Here is a 13806-nt window from a genome sequence, read left to right as displayed (position 1 = left end):
ACCTTGCCTTCAAGGAGAGCCTGCCCATGCGTCAGATATATCGTCCCGTCGCTTCTGCCCTGAGTGTCGCCTGTCTCGCGCTCGCGATCTCGGCGATCTCAAGCGGCGAAGTGCTGGCGCAGGCCAAGCAGGCGCCGCCGAAGCAGTCCGCGCCGGCCCAGGCCGCGCCGCCGCCGGCAGCGGAAGTTCCCGCCATCAAGCAGATCGCGCTGACCGATAAGCAGGTCGAGGGTGTGCTCGCGGCGCAGAAGGATATCGACGCGATCACCGACAAGATTTCCGATGATGCCAAGCCGGATCCGAAGGTCGACGCCCAGCTCGACGCGGTCGCCAAGAAAAACGGTTTTGCCGGCTACGACGAGTACAACACCGTCGTCGACAACATCAGCCTGGTGCTCGGCGGATTCGATCCCGCGACGAAAAAGTTCGTCGGCGCCGAGACCGTGCTCAAGGCGCAGATCGCCCAGATCCAGGCTGACAAGAAGATGCCGGCCAAGGACAAGAAGGAGGCGCTCGCCGATCTCAACGAGGCGCTGAAGTCTCCGCCGCCGGCGATCGAGAACAAGGGCAACATCGATATCGTCGCCAAGTATTACGACAAGCTCGCCGAAGCGCTCGGCGAGGGCGAGGAATAATCGCAAGCAGACCGGCTGACGAAGAAGCCCCGGAGATTGCTCCGGGGCTTCTTTTTGTCGCCGATCGGCTGCTTCGAATGCCGCCCGCTCAGGTGCGGGTGCGCATCCGCATCATGAAGCTGTCGTAGCTCAGTTCAGCCACCTGATTCCAGGCCACCGATTCGTTGCGGAACGCCGACAGGCTCGTATACATCTTGTTGAAATGCGGGTTGGTCTTGGAGAGATCCGCATAGATGCCGTTGGCGGCATTGTAGCAGGCCTCCAAAACTTCTTGCGGGAACGGCCGCAGGACGGCGCCGGCCGCCAACAGCCGCTTCAGCGCGGGCGGATTGACGTAGTCGTATTTGCCGGTGACCCAGGTGAACGTGTCGTAGGAAGCGGTCTCGATCGCGGCCTGATAGTGTTTCGGCAGCTGATTCCACTTCTCCATGTTCATGATGTTGTGGCCCTGGCCTGTGCCTTCCCACCAGCCTGGATAGTAGTAGTATTTTGCGACCTTCACGAAGCCGAGCTTTTCATCGTCGTAAGGTCCGACCCACTCCGCCGCGTCGATCGTGCCTTTTTCCAGCGCCGGATAGATGTCGCCGCCCGCGATCTGCTGCGGCACGCCGCCGACCTTGGCAATGATGGTGCCTGCGAATCCACCGACGCGGAATTTCAGGCCCTTGATGTCATCGACCGACTTGATCTCCTTCCGGAACCAGCCGCCCATCTGGGCGCCGGTGCTTCCCGTGGGAACGCCGATGCACTTGTAGTCCTTCAGAAGGTCGTTGAGCATGTCCATGCCGCCGCCGAAGCGCAGCCATGAGATATGCGCGCGTGTATTGAGACCGAACGGCAACGAGGTGCCGAACGTGAAGGCGGGATCCTTGCCCCAGTAGTAATAAAGCGCGGTGTTGCCCATCTCGACGGTACCGTTGGAGACGGCGTCGAGCACCTGCAGGCCGGGGACGATTTCGCCCGCTGCAAATGACTGGATCTGGAATTTGTTGTCGGTGATTTCGGCAACGCGTTTGACGAAATATTCGCAGCCGCCGTAGAGCGTATCGAGCGCCTTCGGCCAACTCGCCGTCAGCCGCCATTTAATTTCCGGATTTGATTGGGCAATCGCCGGCGCAGCAACCGCAGTTGCGGCAAGACCGACGCCACCAACTTTCAAGAAATCACGACGTTTCATATTTTGTTTCCCCTCTGCTTTTGCCCGACCAGCGGACGACGGTCTTGTGCCGCCTTGCTGGTTTTTCCGATGGTCGGTGCTGGTCTGGTGTTTGTGCAATGTGGGCCCTGAAACCAAGGCTCTTGGTTTGTCGAATAAGCAATTCCCGGCTTTATGGACCTGACCGCAGGATGACGAATTGGTGATGGATAATCAAGGGTTCTGGTTCCACCGCAGGTGCGAAGGATTGCCTGAATCCTGAGCGCTCAAGCTGCGTTATCGGCCCGAGGGCAGGATTGCGCTGACGCCGATTGCCGCCACCTGCTAGTGAAAAGCTGCAATTCTCTCGCTGGAGTCCTCAATGGCCGACAAGAAAGTGGTGGTCGCGGGTGCGACAGGGCTGGTAGGAAATGCCGCACTGCGGCACTTCGGGCGCGCCGGTGGCTGCGAAGTTGTCGCACTATCGCGACGCAGGCCGCGCGAGCTGTATGGCGCCCGCCATGTATCGATCGACCTGACCGATCCGGCGCAGTGCACGCACGTCGCAACATCGCTCAAGGATGCAACCCACCTCGTCTATGCTGCGCTCTATGAAGGGCCGAACCTGATCGACGGCTGGCGCGATCCGGAGCAGATCCGGACCAATGACGCGATGCTGCGCAATCTGATGGCCGCGCTCGAACCGGTCGCGCCCGCGCTCCGCCATGTCGCGCTGCTGCAGGGCACCAAGGCGTATGGCGTCCACGTTCGCCCGCTCACCGTGCCCGCGCGGGAAGGTCGTTCGGAGATGTACGAGCAGCCGAACTTCTATTGGGCGCAGGAAAATTTTCTGCGCGAATTGCAGAACGGCAAGGCCTGGCACTGGAGCATATTGCGTCCCGTGCTGATCGTCGGCGAAGCGATGGGCGGTGCGATGGATCTGATCCCGCCGCTCGGTGTGTATGCGACGATGATGCGCGAGCAGGGACGCCCGCTGGATTATCCCGGTGGCGCGGCGCGGGTATCGCAGGCGGTCGATGTCGACCTGCTGGCGCGCGCCATTGCCTGGTCTGGCGAAACAGCTGCGGCCTGCAACGAGGCGTTCAACGTCACCAATGGCGACGTCTTCACCTGGGAGAATGTCTGGCCGGCGATTGCAGATGCGCTCGAGATGAAGCCCGGCCAGCCGGTGCCGCTGTCGATGGCACAGGAGTATCCGAAGTGGATCTCGCCGTGGAACGAGCAGCGCCGCAGGCACGATCTGGTTTCGCCTGAGCTAGAAGCGTTCGTCGGCCTGTCGTTCCAGTATGCCGATTACAGCATGCGATACGGCCAGACCCAGCCGGGGCCGCCCTCGATCGTCTCGACCGTGAAGATCAACCAGGCCGGATTCAGCGAGATGATGGATACCGAGGCGATGTTCCGCAAATGGTTCACCCATGCGCGGGCGAGCCGGCTGTTGCCGTAAACTAGCGCGGCAAGGCGAATGCCTTCTCCATCGCCTTGCGCGTCTTGATGGCGTCGCTGTTTTCGTCAACCTCGACGTCGTTCCAGCGCACCACGGCGCCATGGGCTACGTCACTCTTCAGCTTGACGCGATGGGCCAGTCCGATCGGCAGCGCGCCTTCTGAGAGGCTTTTTCGCGCCGGCATCAGTTTGCCCCACACCGTGTAGCCGCCTTCGCCGTCGAGCATTTCGCCGGCGCGAAGCGCGCGCTTGGCCACCGCGGCGACGTCGCCGCGGAAATCATGCGGCTGCCCGGTGGGTTCGTTGCGCAGGGCCGCCGACAGGATCGAGATGTTCAGCTCGAGCCCGATCAAATGATACGGCTTGTACATCGCCGCATAGCGGCCGGAGGCGTCGGTCTTCAGCCCGTACTGCTTGAAGCAGTCGGCCGCGTAGTCGTTCGGTGCCTCCAGCACGACATAGACGCCCCAGCGCAGATCACGGAACACCGGACGGCCGTCGCGCTCCAGCGACGACACGACTTCCGCAAGGCCGGCCTTCTCCAGCACGCCGCCTTTATCACGCGGCCGCATCACATGCGGCAGGTCGTCGACGCCGCAGGGCGGAAACAGCAGGCCGTCGGACGGCACGTCGAGCCCGCAGGCGTTGGCGATCGCGGCCATTTCGATCGCGGATTTGGTGCCGTCCAGGAACGAGTTGAACATCTGGGGATTCATGCCGGCCGACTGCGCTTCGCCCGCCGTCAGCCCGTAGTGGCCCCAGACGCCGTCCGGCGTCACGTCGTGATAGGCAGGCAGATATTTGGTGCCCTTGCCGGCGGCGACGACGCGAAAGCCCGTCGCGCGCGCCCAGTCCACCATCTCGGCGGTCAGCGCCGGCTGGTCGCCATAGGCCAGCGAATAGACCACGCCGGCCTTTCGCGCTTCCTCGGCGAGCAACGGCCCGGCCAGCACGTCGGCCTCGACATTTACCATGACGACGTGCTTGCCGGCCGCGATCGCCGCGCGGGCGTGCCGGATGCCGACGGCGGGATTGCCGGTGGCTTCGACGACGACGTCCATCGCGCCGCCGGCGATCGCGCGCGCCCCGTCATCGGTGAAGGTGGTTCGCGCGATCCGCTCCTTGTCCCAGCCGACGGTGCGGCAGGCTTCGCGGGCACGGTCGGGGTCGAGATCGATGATGATGGGTACTTCAAGTCCCGGCGTGTGCGGCACCTGCGACAAGAACATCGAGCCGAATTTTCCGGCACCGATCAGCGCGACGCGAACCGGCTTGCCGGCTGCAGCGCGGGCGTTGAGGAGGCGGTGAAGGTTCATGGGGAAAATCCAGCGAGTAAAATTGCGGCTATGATTGTCGCCGTCATGGTCGGGCAAAAGCGCGAAGCGCGTCTTCGCGCCGGATGTCCCGGCCATCCCCGTCTTTTCCGCCGCGGCATCGCAAGACGTGGATGCCCGGGACAAGCCCGGGCATGACGCGTGTTCTAAAATGGCTTCAAACTACTCCGCCGCCTGGCGATGGGCGCGCGCCAGCCGCACCAGTGCATCGTCGTCAACGGTTTCGATCGGCGTGAAATCGCGGTGCGCGATATATTCCGGTCGCGTCGGGGTGCGGATGTAGTTCGAGACCGCATTCAGCGTCAGATAGACGATCTTGCGCGGGTAGGGCGTGATGTTGCCGGCGGAGCCATGCACGAGATTGCCGTGGAACATCAGCATGCCGCCGGCCTTGCCGGTGGGAGCGACGATGCCGCCTTCGTTGACGAGTTTCGTGACGGTCGCCTCGTCCAGCGTCCACAGTGGATAGGAGGTTGTCTCCAGGTCGTGCGAGGCTTTGAGGTCGCCGGCGTGCTGGCTCTTCGGCACCAGCATCAATGGGCCGTTGATCGGCATCACCTCGTCGAGGAAGATCGCGATGTTCATCGCGCGCGGCTCGGGCATGCCGTCATCGCGCTTCCAGGTGCCATAATCCTGGTGCCATTGCCAGACGTCGCCGGTGAAAGCCGCCTTGGCGTTGATCTTGAACTGGTGCATGTAAACCTTCTCGCCGAACAGCTGTTCGATCGGCTCGATCATGCGGGGGTGCGCGCCGAGTGCGCCGAAGGCTTCGTTATAGAGATGCGCGGCAAAAGCTGTGCGCGGCGCACCGCTCTTCTCGCGCCATACCTCGGGGCGGTTGGCGTCATAAATGTTGATGGCTTCGCGCGCGAGGTAGTCCACTTCTTCCTGGCTGAACAGTTCGGGCAGGAACAGCCAGCCTTCGCGGTTGAAGAATTCGATCTGCTGTGGCGTCAGTTTCATGGCGTTCTCTCCTGTGGTTTTGTTTTGTTTTACTCTCCCCTCATGGTGAGGAGCGCGTCTTCGCGCATCTCGAACCATGAGGCCCGTGGCCATCCGTCGAGACGCCGCTTCGCGGCTCCTCAGGATGAGGACCCTGTATTAGGCCGCCTTATCCGTCGCTCTCAGTCTCTCCTCGGTCATGCGTCCGGCGGTTTGCGCATGCGCCAGCGCTACAGCCTCCGCGGCCTTGGCATTGCCGGCGAAAATCTGCGCGGCGATGGCCTCGTGCTCGGCCCAGGCGCTGTCGCGGTAATCGAGCTCGGCGAGCACGGTCGCCATCGAGCGGCGCATGTGCGGCCATTGCGGCGCAATCATTTCCTCGATCGCGGGATTGCCCGCGAGATGGTAGATCGCGCGATGAAAATCGACGTCGAGCGCGATCAGCCGCGACAGCGGTGTGTCGTTGCCGACGATTCGTCCCGCCCGCAGCGCGGCCTCGAGTTGCGCGCGTCCCGCAGCATCCGACTTGGCCCTTCCGGCCGCGAGCCGGGCAGCCAGCCCGTCGATGGCGCCGCGCACCTCGTAAAGCTGGCGGATGCGCTCGGGATCAAGCCGGGTGACTTCAAAACCGCGGCGGCCGCTTTCGGCGACGAGTCCCTGCCGGTGCAGCAGATGCAACGCGTGGGAAACCGGCTGGCGCGAGACGCCAAGCTTTTCCGCCAGTTCATTCTGCCGGATGCGGTGGCCCGGCGGCAGCGAACGATCGGTGATCGCCTCGAGGATCCGGCCGTAGACCTGGTCGATCAGGTTGGGGAGCGGATCCAGGCGGATCATGTCGGCTAACCCGCAATCGAATACGGAATTCCGTATTCGATACTCCTCGGCCGGCGGCGCGTCAACCGACTTTGTGCGCTGAACGTGCCAATTCCGGCGCCGCGCGCTAAGCAGCAAACTCGGCCGAACCCGGATCGGCCGGTCGGTCGTTCGTTTCGCCCCGTCTGCCACCCCAGAGCGCCACTCCATGCTGCAACCGACAATCCGAAAGCGCATCCTCGGCATCGCCCTCGGATTGATTTTTTTGATGGCGATCACGTCGGCGCTGTCGACGGTGATGACGCGCAAGATCGCCCATCAGCTCGACGAGTTCAGCTCCAGATATGTCGAAGCGTACGGACACCTGGCGCGAATGAATATCCGTTCGCTGGAGCAGGCGCTGGCGCTGCGCCGTTTGATGATCAGCCGGATGCAGACGCCGCCCGACGAGCCCTCGATGGCGGACCAGCGGAAAATCTACGAGGCGAAGGGCCAGGAAATCGAGCAGGAAGCGCAGGCGGCGCGTGCCCTGATCAATGCGATCATCGACGACTCCTCGACTGCGTCCGATAACGCCCGGCTCGGCCGGATCGACGATCGGATCGAGCGCGTGATCAGCGACCTCCATCGCTACCTCGGCGAAGAATACAAGCGGCTGCTGACGCTGATCGAGGCCGGGAATATTGCGGAAGCCCGGGCCAGCGTGGCGCGGACCGACGCGCTGCGCGACGACCTCAACCAGCGGATCGAAATCATCCGCACCGACATGCTGGCGCTGGTCCGCGGCGATGCCGAGATGACGATGCGCGACCAAAAGACGGCCATCGTCATCTCCGTGGTCCTGACCCTGCTCGCGAGCATCCTGGGGCTGATATTTTCACTTTTCATCAGCACCGGAATAACCGGCCCGGTGCGGCGGCTGCTGGACGGCACCCGCGCCGTCGAAGCCGGCCGGCTCGACGGATCGATCGACGTCACCACGCGAGACGAGATCGGCCAGCTCACGACCGCGTTCAACAACATGGTCGAACAATTGCGTCACAAGGAACGTTTGCGCGAAACGTTTGGCCGCTATGTCGACCCGCGCGTCGTCGAAGGCCTGATCGACCGGCAGTCGCCAACCGCCAGCGATGGCGAGCGGCGGGTGATGACGGTGCTGTTCTGCGACATGAAGGGGTTTACGAGCCTCAGCGAGGGGATGACCCCGCAGGGCCTCGTCAAGGTGATGAACCATTATCTGTCGACGATGTCGGGACCGATCCGCAGCCATCGCGGCATCATCGACAAATATATCGGCGACGCCATCATGGCCTATTGGGGCCCTCCCTTCACCGAGCATAGCGAACAGGCGCGGCTGGCGTGCTTGGCCGCCGTCGAGATGACTGATCGTGGCGCGGCGCTGCGGACGGAATTGCCCGAACTCCTTGGCGTGCGCAACGTGCCGAGCGATTGCGATGTTCGTATCGGTGTTGCGACCGGCGAAGTGCTGGTCGGCAGCATCGGCTCGGAATTCATGATGAGCTACACGGTGATGGGCGACGCGGTGAACCTGGCGTCGCGTCTGGAGAACGCCAACAAGATCTACGGCACGCACTCGCTGGCGTCGGAGCCTGCGATCGCCGCGGCCGGCGATGCCATCGAGGCCCGCGAGATCGGCCGGCTGGTGGTGGCCGGACAGACCAAACCCGAAGCGGTGTTCGAGATCATGGGCCGCAAGGACGAACTTGGCGAAAAAAGGCTGATGCTGCGCGAACGATATGCCGAGGGGCTCGCCGCCTATCGCACGCAGCGTTGGGATGACGCGCGACAGGCGTTCCGCGCGGCGCTCGAAGCGGTGCCCGGCGACGGCCCATCGCTGGTGCTCGCACGGCGCGTCGAGGATTTTCAGGCCAATCCGCCGGCCGCGGATTGGGACGGCGCGTGGCGTCTCGATCAGAAGTGATTGGCAGTGCTCTTATGACGCCAGAAACTCCAGCACGATGGTGCAAAACGCCTGCGGCGCCTGCTCGAACATCGGATGCGTGGTGCCCGGGATCATCGCGACGCGCGAGCCCTGGACATTCGCCGCCAGCGCATTCAGCACCTTCGGCAGCGTGCCCTTGGTGTTGGCGCCGCCGATGAACAAGGTCGGCGTCTTGATCGCTTCCGCGTCGGCCTTGGAGAACGGCGGGCGCTGATCGTGCATCTGGCCGATCAGCGTCGTGGCGTTGTCGCGCAGGAGCTGCTTAGGCGTCGCCGGCAGGCGCTTCCAGGCACCCGGGCCTTCCAGGGCGTCGAGGAAGATCTGCAGCCCGCCGTCGATATCGCCCGCGGCGATCACCTCGGCAGAAGCCTTGATCCGCGCGGCCAGCAGCGAGGGGCCAGGCTGGTAATCGGGATCCAGCGTGCCGTCGAGTTCGCCGCCGGGTTCGGCCAGGATCAGCCTGCGCAACAGATCAGGCCGTCGCTGCGCGACGCGGAAGCAGATGTGTCCGCCGCGGGAATGTCCCATCAGGTCGAGCGGTCCGGTATCGAGTTTCTCGATAAAGCCGATCACGTCCTCAACATGCTGGGCGATCGAATAGGTGTTGCCGACACCGTCCCAATGCTCGGGGAAAAAATGCCGCAACGAAGGAGCGACCACGCGATGATTGCGGGTCAGCGGTCCGAGTACCGGTGACCAGATCCGGAAATCGCACAGTGAACCATGGACGCAGACCAGCGGCGGGCGACTGCCGGCACTTTGGCCGACATCGAGATAGGCCATGTCATAGCCGTTGACGTGAAGGGTCTGCATGGTGGCTCATGAGGTGGGAAGGTCAGGGGTGATTTAAGGGGATCGTATTGTCCCAGATCATCGGAAGTTGTTCATGCCGTCAAGTTTCCTCGGGTTTCGGGTGGATAGCAGGAATCTCCAAGCCTAGATTTGGGGCCGAGAGCAAGCTGGGTGGCATTGAGCAGGAGACGATGGAGCTAGCCATGACCGGGCACCATTTTACGATATTCGACACCGCGATCGGCCGCTGCGGCATCGTCTGGGGCGCGCGCGGCATCACCTCGGTGCAATTGCCGATGGGCGACGAGACGAAGACCCGCGCCCGCTTGCAGCAGCGCCATGACGATCTGATCGAGACGCCGCCGCCCGCGAAGGTGCAGGCCGCGATCGACGGCATCGTGGAACTGCTCGAAGGCAAGCCGACCGACCTTGCGGATGTTGTGCTTGATCTCGACGGCGTTCCCGAATTCAACCGCGGCGTCTACGACATCGCGCGCACGATCCCGCCGGGCAAGACCATGACCTATGGCGATATCGCCAAAAAACTCGGCGGCGTCGAGCTGTCGCGCGACGTCGGTCAGGCGCTGGGCCGCAACCCCTGTCCAATCGTGGTGCCGTGCCACCGCGTGCTCGCGGCCGGCAACAAGCCCGGCGGTTTCTCCGCCAACGGCGGCGTGGTGACGAAATTGAAGATGCTGGCGATCGAGGGAGCCCCGGTAAACCACACGCCGAGCCTGTTCGACTGAGGGTAAGGCTCCTTCGAAGCCGTCATTCCGGGGCGCGCGAAGCGCGAACCCGGAATCCAAGTCACTACAAAATAGGTCTTGATTTCATAACCCGCACCATCCGCACGGAGAGTTGGATTCCGGGTTCGCCGCGTTGCGGCGCCCCGGAATGCCGACGTGCTATGTATCGCCGTCACCGGCCCTTGAAGTTCGGCGTACGCTTCTCGTTGAAAGCCAGCACGCCCTCGCGGCGGTCCTCGGTCGGGACCATGCGGTTATAGGCCTCGATCTCAAGCGCAAGGCCATCTCGCAGCGAAAGCTGCAGGCCGCGGTGGATCGACAGTTTTGCCTGACGAGTAGAGATCGGCGCATTGCGGGCGATGCGTGCGGCGGTCGCCAGCGCCGCCGGCAGCAGCTCGGGGAGCGGGAAGACCTCGTTCACAAGACCCCATTCACGCGCTTCCGCGGCGGAAAACGGCTTGCCGGTCAGGATCAGCTCCTTGGCGCGGCGTTCGCCGACGGCGCGGGGGAGCGTCTGCGTGCCGCCGCCGCCCGGCATGATGCCCAGCGTCACCTCGGTCAGCGCAAAGCGGGCGCTCTCGGCCGCGTAGAGGAAATCGCAAGCTCCCGCGATTTCGCAGCCGCCGCCATAGGCCGCGCCGTTGACGGCGCCGATGATCGGCACCGGGCAGTCGATCAACGCCCGCACCATCCGCTCGAAAATCACGTGCTGGCGCGTCCATGCCTCATCTGTCATGCCGCGGCGTTCCTTCAAATCGCCGCCGGCACAGAACGCCTTGTCGCCAGTGCCGGTCAGCACGATGCAGCGCAAATTCTTGGGATCAAGCGCCACGTCCTCGAAATAGCGCACGAGGTCGCGGCCCATCTGGGTGTTGAGCGCGTTGGAGGCGTCGGGCCGATTCAGCCTGACGATCGCCACATGCGCGTCGACCGGCTCGATCGAAAGCGTTTCGAAGGTGGGCGTGTCCGCGCTCATATCGCCTCGCAGGAAAATCCATTGCCGTTGCGCCGGATCTTTCCGACCGACGGCGAGGGGAAATGCGCGGTGCAGCACAGCGTGTCGCTGTCGCAATACCGCTCCATGAATTGGCGTCGTGTCGCTGCCGCCTGCGGCTGATCGACGTCGAACTTGGCGGACAGTTCCGGATAGCGCGTCTGCAGCGGCGAATGCATCAGGTCGCCTGAGAAGACGGCGTCGTCCTTGCCGCGGCCGAAGGCGAAGGCGACGTGGCCGGGCGTGTGGCCCGGCGTCGGCAGGATGCGCGCGTGGTCGCCGATGGCATAGTCGTCGCGCACGATCTCGGCCTGGCGCGCCTCGACGACCGGGAGCACGCTGTCGGCAAATGGTGGTACGGGCGTTTTCGCGTGTGAGTCGGTCCAGTAATCGAACTCGGTCTTGCCGAACACGTAGCGCGCCTTCGGAAAGGTCGGCACCCAGCGGCCGTTGTCGAGCCGCGTGTTCCAGCCGACATGGTCGACATGCAGATGCGTGCACATGACGTAGTCGATGTCGTCGACCGAAAACCCTGCCGAGGCAAGCCCACGCATATAGGTGTCGTCGGTCTTCATGTTCCATTTCGGCCGCAGCGGCCGCGACTTGTCGTTGCCGATGCAGCTGTCGATCAGGATGGTGTGGTGCGGCGTCTTCACCACGTAGGACTGGAAACACAGGATCAGCACGCCGTTATCGTCGAGCGCGCCGGCCTTCTGCATCCACGCGCGATTCTCCGCCAGCACCTCCGGCGTCAGGCCCGGCAGCATTTCCAGGGCGGGCAGGAAGGTGGTTTCCTGTTCGATGATGCGGTGGATGGTGAGGTCGCCGACGTTGAATTTCAGGCTCATGCTTTTTCCCGGCTTGTTATCGCGTGGTGTTGTCCCTGACGGAGGGAATGATGAAGTTGGCGAGGATGTCGAGCGGAGCATTTCCCTGCCGGGGGCTGCCATAAAGCCCTGCAGTCGTCACGACCACAAGGTCGAATTCGGGGATGATTAAGACGCGCTGGCTGCCGAGGCTCACGCCCATGCCCCAAGGTTCATCGTAACCGGGGAAGGATTGCTCGAACACGAGCATGCCGTGCCGGACGATCAGCACGGCATGAATGTTGGCGTTGATCGCCGCATGCCAAGCGGCGATGCCGCACAGGCGCTCGCCATCGAGGCCGACGCTTTCCGGCGTTGCGGTGGACCAGCCATCGCCGATCGAGGCTGGACTTCCGCAGGCGAGATTGCGCTGGCCGGTCTGTAATGACTGCGTCTGCGCAGCCGCAGCAGTGGCCGCGAGCATGACGAGAGCGGCGAGGCAGAGGCGCCGCAATTCTTTGCCAGCCTCATGCATGCCGCTCTCCATTTTCCTTACGTTACGCCGGCGGCGGGACCGAGATTTTCACCGACGGCCGCTCCAGCATTTTCTGATGGAAAGCGTCGAGCTTCGGATAGGCCTTGCGCCAGCCGCAATCCGCAAAGCGGAAATCAGCATAGCCGAGCACGCAAACAAGGCCGATCTGCGCGATGCTGAACGGCCCGGACAGCATTTCGGGCTTGTTCTCGAAATGCGCCATGCCGGTCCACGCCCGGTTCCAATGATCGTCGGACCAGGCCTTCCACCGCAGCGGTTCCGGCCGCACCATGGCTTCGTAGCGGCACAGCAGCATGGAATCCAGCATGCCCTGCAGCAGGGAATGGTCGCTCTTCACCTTCCATCGCTCGGGGCCGGAAGTGGGGATCAATTTGCCGCCGCCGGCGAGTTCGTCGAGATATTCGACGATCACGTAGGAATCGAGGATGACGTCGCCGTTGTCGAGGATCAGCACCGGCAGCTTCTTCAGCGGCGTGATCTTGGAGTATTCCTCGTTGGCCTGACCCGGCACGACGGCGGCTGAGGTGAATTCGATTTTGTCGATCAGGCCGGTTTCGATCGCGGCGATGCGGACCTTTCGGGCGAACGGCGAGGCGGGAGAGAAGGTAAGTTTCATTTTGTTGTTTCCTTTGTTCTCGTCATGGCCGGGCTTGACCCGGCCATCTACGTCTTGCGCTGATGTGGAAGTGAGACGTGGATGCCCGGCACAAGGCCGGGCATGACGACGGCACGGGCGGCGTCTGCCTCACGCCGCGATGATTTCCTGCCGCTGTTCGCCGAGGCCCTCGATGCCGAGCGTGACGACGTCGCCGACATTGAGGAATTGCGGCGGCTTCATGCCGGTGCCGACGCCGGGCGGCGTGCCTGTCGTGACGATGTCGCCGGGCAGCAGCGTCATGAATTGCGAGACGTAGGAAATGCACTTCGCCATCGAGAAGATCATGGTCGAGGTCGATCCGGTCTGGCGGCGCTGGCCGTTGACGTCGAGCCACATCGACAGCTTCTGCACGTCCGGAATTTCGTCCTTGGTCACCAGCCACGGGCCCACGGGGCCGAAGGTGTCGTGCGACTTGCCCTTGGTCCACTGGCCGAGACGTTCGATCTGGAAATTGCGCTCGGAGACGTCGTTGCAGACGCAGTAGCCGGCGACATGGTTGAGTGCGTCGGCTTCGCTGACATACTTGGCGCGGGTGCCGATGATGGCGGCGATTTCGCATTCCCAGTCGAGCTTGGTCGAGCCGCGCGGCTTTTCGACCGGGTCATGGGGGCCGCTCAGCGCGGTGTTGGCCTTGATGAAGAAGATCGGCTCGGTCGGGATCGGCGAGCCGGTCTCCTTGGCGTGGTCCGCATAGTTCAGACCGATGGCGACGAATTTCGAGATGCCGGTGACCGGCGCGCCAAAACGCTGCTTGCCGTCGACGGCCGGGAGTTTGGAGGTGTCCAGTGCGGCGAGCTTGGCGAGCGAGGCCGGCGCATAGGCCTCGCCGTCGAGGTCCTTCACATGCGCGGAAAGATCGCGCAACTGGCCGGATTTATCGATCAGGCCGGGCTTTTCCGCGCCCTTGGCGCCGTAACGAACAAGCTTCATTTTATTACTCCCTGCGGGGTTTCTCTAACGGGTTT

The 13806-nt window shown here is 63.4% G+C and carries 14 protein-coding genes; 4 read left to right on the top strand and 10 right to left on the bottom strand.

Translation table 11 applies throughout. The features are described 5' to 3' along the window. Positions 1-26: 26 nt before the first annotated feature. Positions 27-635, top strand: a complete 609-nt coding sequence (locus tag QUH67_RS31215) for a hypothetical protein (protein ID WP_300943457.1) — start codon at positions 27-29, stop codon at positions 633-635. An 88-nt stretch (positions 636-723) separates the two neighbouring features. Here the strand turns inward: QUH67_RS31215 and QUH67_RS31210 are convergent, their stop codons facing one another. Next, positions 724-1812 carry a TRAP transporter substrate-binding protein gene (locus QUH67_RS31210; RefSeq protein ID WP_300943455.1) on the bottom strand — a complete coding sequence of 363 codons (1089 nt, stop codon included), beginning with the start codon at positions 1810-1812 and terminating at the stop codon, positions 724-726. Positions 1813-2152: 340 nt separating this feature from the next. Between QUH67_RS31210 and QUH67_RS31205 the strand changes: the two genes are divergently transcribed. Beyond that, the gene (locus QUH67_RS31205) at positions 2153-3238 is read left to right on the top strand and encodes an SDR family oxidoreductase (RefSeq protein ID WP_300943453.1); all 1086 of its coding nucleotides are present in this window, start codon (positions 2153-2155) and stop codon (positions 3236-3238) included. Position 3239: 1 nt separating this feature from the next. Here the strand turns inward: QUH67_RS31205 and QUH67_RS31200 are convergent, their stop codons facing one another. From QUH67_RS31200 to QUH67_RS31190, 3 genes are all read right to left on the bottom strand, one after another. Further along, positions 3240-4553: an NAD(P)H-dependent oxidoreductase gene (locus QUH67_RS31200; RefSeq protein WP_300943451.1), complete on the bottom strand. Its 1314-nt coding sequence runs from the start codon at positions 4551-4553 to the stop codon at positions 3240-3242. Between the two features lie 180 nt (positions 4554-4733). After that, positions 4734-5534, bottom strand: a complete 801-nt coding sequence (locus QUH67_RS31195) for a phytanoyl-CoA dioxygenase family protein (protein WP_300943449.1) — start codon at positions 5532-5534, stop codon at positions 4734-4736. Between the two features lie 138 nt (positions 5535-5672). Further along, entirely contained in the window at positions 5673-6347 is a 675-nt protein-coding gene (locus tag QUH67_RS31190) for a GntR family transcriptional regulator (protein ID WP_300943447.1), read from the bottom strand. Between the two features lie 187 nt (positions 6348-6534). Here QUH67_RS31190 and QUH67_RS31185 point away from each other — a divergent pair, with 187 nt between their 5' ends. Next, positions 6535-8268: an adenylate/guanylate cyclase domain-containing protein gene (locus QUH67_RS31185; RefSeq protein ID WP_300943445.1), complete on the top strand. Its 1734-nt coding sequence runs from the start codon at positions 6535-6537 to the stop codon at positions 8266-8268. 12 nt (positions 8269-8280) lie between these two features. On the opposite strand, the gene QUH67_RS31180 is transcribed toward QUH67_RS31185, so the two are convergent. After that, positions 8281-9102: an alpha/beta fold hydrolase gene (locus QUH67_RS31180; protein WP_300943443.1), complete on the bottom strand. Its 822-nt coding sequence runs from the start codon at positions 9100-9102 to the stop codon at positions 8281-8283. A gap of 182 nt (positions 9103-9284) precedes the next feature. Between QUH67_RS31180 and QUH67_RS31175 the strand changes: the two genes are divergently transcribed. Continuing rightward, complete coding sequence (locus tag QUH67_RS31175) at positions 9285-9827, top strand: methylated-DNA--[protein]-cysteine S-methyltransferase (RefSeq protein ID WP_300943441.1); 543 nt, start codon at positions 9285-9287, stop codon at positions 9825-9827. A 172-nt stretch (positions 9828-9999) separates the two neighbouring features. Here the strand turns inward: QUH67_RS31175 and QUH67_RS31170 are convergent, their stop codons facing one another. From QUH67_RS31170 to QUH67_RS31150, 5 genes are all read right to left on the bottom strand, one after another. Then, positions 10000-10803: an enoyl-CoA hydratase-related protein gene (locus QUH67_RS31170; protein ID WP_300943439.1), complete on the bottom strand. Its 804-nt coding sequence runs from the start codon at positions 10801-10803 to the stop codon at positions 10000-10002. Next, complete coding sequence (locus tag QUH67_RS31165; protein WP_300943437.1) at positions 10800-11669, bottom strand: MBL fold metallo-hydrolase; 870 nt, start codon at positions 11667-11669, stop codon at positions 10800-10802. Before QUH67_RS31165 ends, QUH67_RS31170 begins: the two co-directional genes overlap by 4 nt. Positions 11670-11685: 16 nt before the next feature. Further along, a complete protein-coding gene (locus tag QUH67_RS31160) occupies positions 11686-12174 on the bottom strand; it encodes a hypothetical protein (protein WP_300943435.1) in 489 nt (162 codons plus the stop codon). A 10-nt stretch (positions 12175-12184) separates the two neighbouring features. Next, complete coding sequence (locus QUH67_RS31155; RefSeq protein WP_300943433.1) at positions 12185-12799, bottom strand: glutathione S-transferase family protein; 615 nt, start codon at positions 12797-12799, stop codon at positions 12185-12187. A 129-nt stretch (positions 12800-12928) separates the two neighbouring features. Beyond that, positions 12929-13771, bottom strand: a complete 843-nt coding sequence (locus QUH67_RS31150; RefSeq protein ID WP_300943431.1) for a fumarylacetoacetate hydrolase family protein — start codon at positions 13769-13771, stop codon at positions 12929-12931. Positions 13772-13806: the final 35 nt, after the last annotated feature.

Origin of the sequence: Bradyrhizobium roseum (genome assembly GCF_030413175.1) — a bacterium.
Lineage (GTDB): Bacteria > Pseudomonadota > Alphaproteobacteria > Rhizobiales > Xanthobacteraceae > Bradyrhizobium > Bradyrhizobium roseum.
This window is presented reverse-complemented; position numbering and strand designations above follow the sequence as displayed.

What these genes read in the sequence shown, in the direction of transcription:
- QUH67_RS31155 (WP_300943433.1), bottom strand. Translation starts at nt 12,799, where the DNA reads ATGAAACTTACCTTCTCTCCCGCCTCGCCGTTCGCCCGAAAGGTCCGC.
- QUH67_RS31205 (WP_300943453.1), top strand. Translation starts at nt 2,153, where the DNA reads ATGGCCGACAAGAAAGTGGTGGTCGCGGGTGCGACAGGGCTGGTAGGA.
- QUH67_RS31210 (WP_300943455.1), bottom strand. Translation starts at nt 1,812, where the DNA reads ATGAAACGTCGTGATTTCTTGAAAGTTGGTGGCGTCGGTCTTGCCGCA.
- QUH67_RS31185 (WP_300943445.1), top strand. Translation starts at nt 6,535, where the DNA reads ATGCTGCAACCGACAATCCGAAAGCGCATCCTCGGCATCGCCCTCGGA.
- QUH67_RS31170 (WP_300943439.1), bottom strand. Translation starts at nt 10,803, where the DNA reads ATGAGCGCGGACACGCCCACCTTCGAAACGCTTTCGATCGAGCCGGTC.
- QUH67_RS31175 (WP_300943441.1), top strand. Translation starts at nt 9,285, where the DNA reads ATGACCGGGCACCATTTTACGATATTCGACACCGCGATCGGCCGCTGC.
- QUH67_RS31180 (WP_300943443.1), bottom strand. Translation starts at nt 9,102, where the DNA reads ATGCAGACCCTTCACGTCAACGGCTATGACATGGCCTATCTCGATGTC.
- QUH67_RS31195 (WP_300943449.1), bottom strand. Translation starts at nt 5,534, where the DNA reads ATGAAACTGACGCCACAGCAGATCGAATTCTTCAACCGCGAAGGCTGG.
- QUH67_RS31160 (WP_300943435.1), bottom strand. Translation starts at nt 12,174, where the DNA reads ATGGAGAGCGGCATGCATGAGGCTGGCAAAGAATTGCGGCGCCTCTGC.
- QUH67_RS31215 (WP_300943457.1), top strand. Translation starts at nt 27, where the DNA reads ATGCGTCAGATATATCGTCCCGTCGCTTCTGCCCTGAGTGTCGCCTGT.
- QUH67_RS31200 (WP_300943451.1), bottom strand. Translation starts at nt 4,553, where the DNA reads ATGAACCTTCACCGCCTCCTCAACGCCCGCGCTGCAGCCGGCAAGCCG.
- QUH67_RS31165 (WP_300943437.1), bottom strand. Translation starts at nt 11,669, where the DNA reads ATGAGCCTGAAATTCAACGTCGGCGACCTCACCATCCACCGCATCATC.
- QUH67_RS31190 (WP_300943447.1), bottom strand. Translation starts at nt 6,347, where the DNA reads ATGATCCGCCTGGATCCGCTCCCCAACCTGATCGACCAGGTCTACGGC.
- QUH67_RS31150 (WP_300943431.1), bottom strand. Translation starts at nt 13,771, where the DNA reads ATGAAGCTTGTTCGTTACGGCGCCAAGGGCGCGGAAAAGCCCGGCCTG.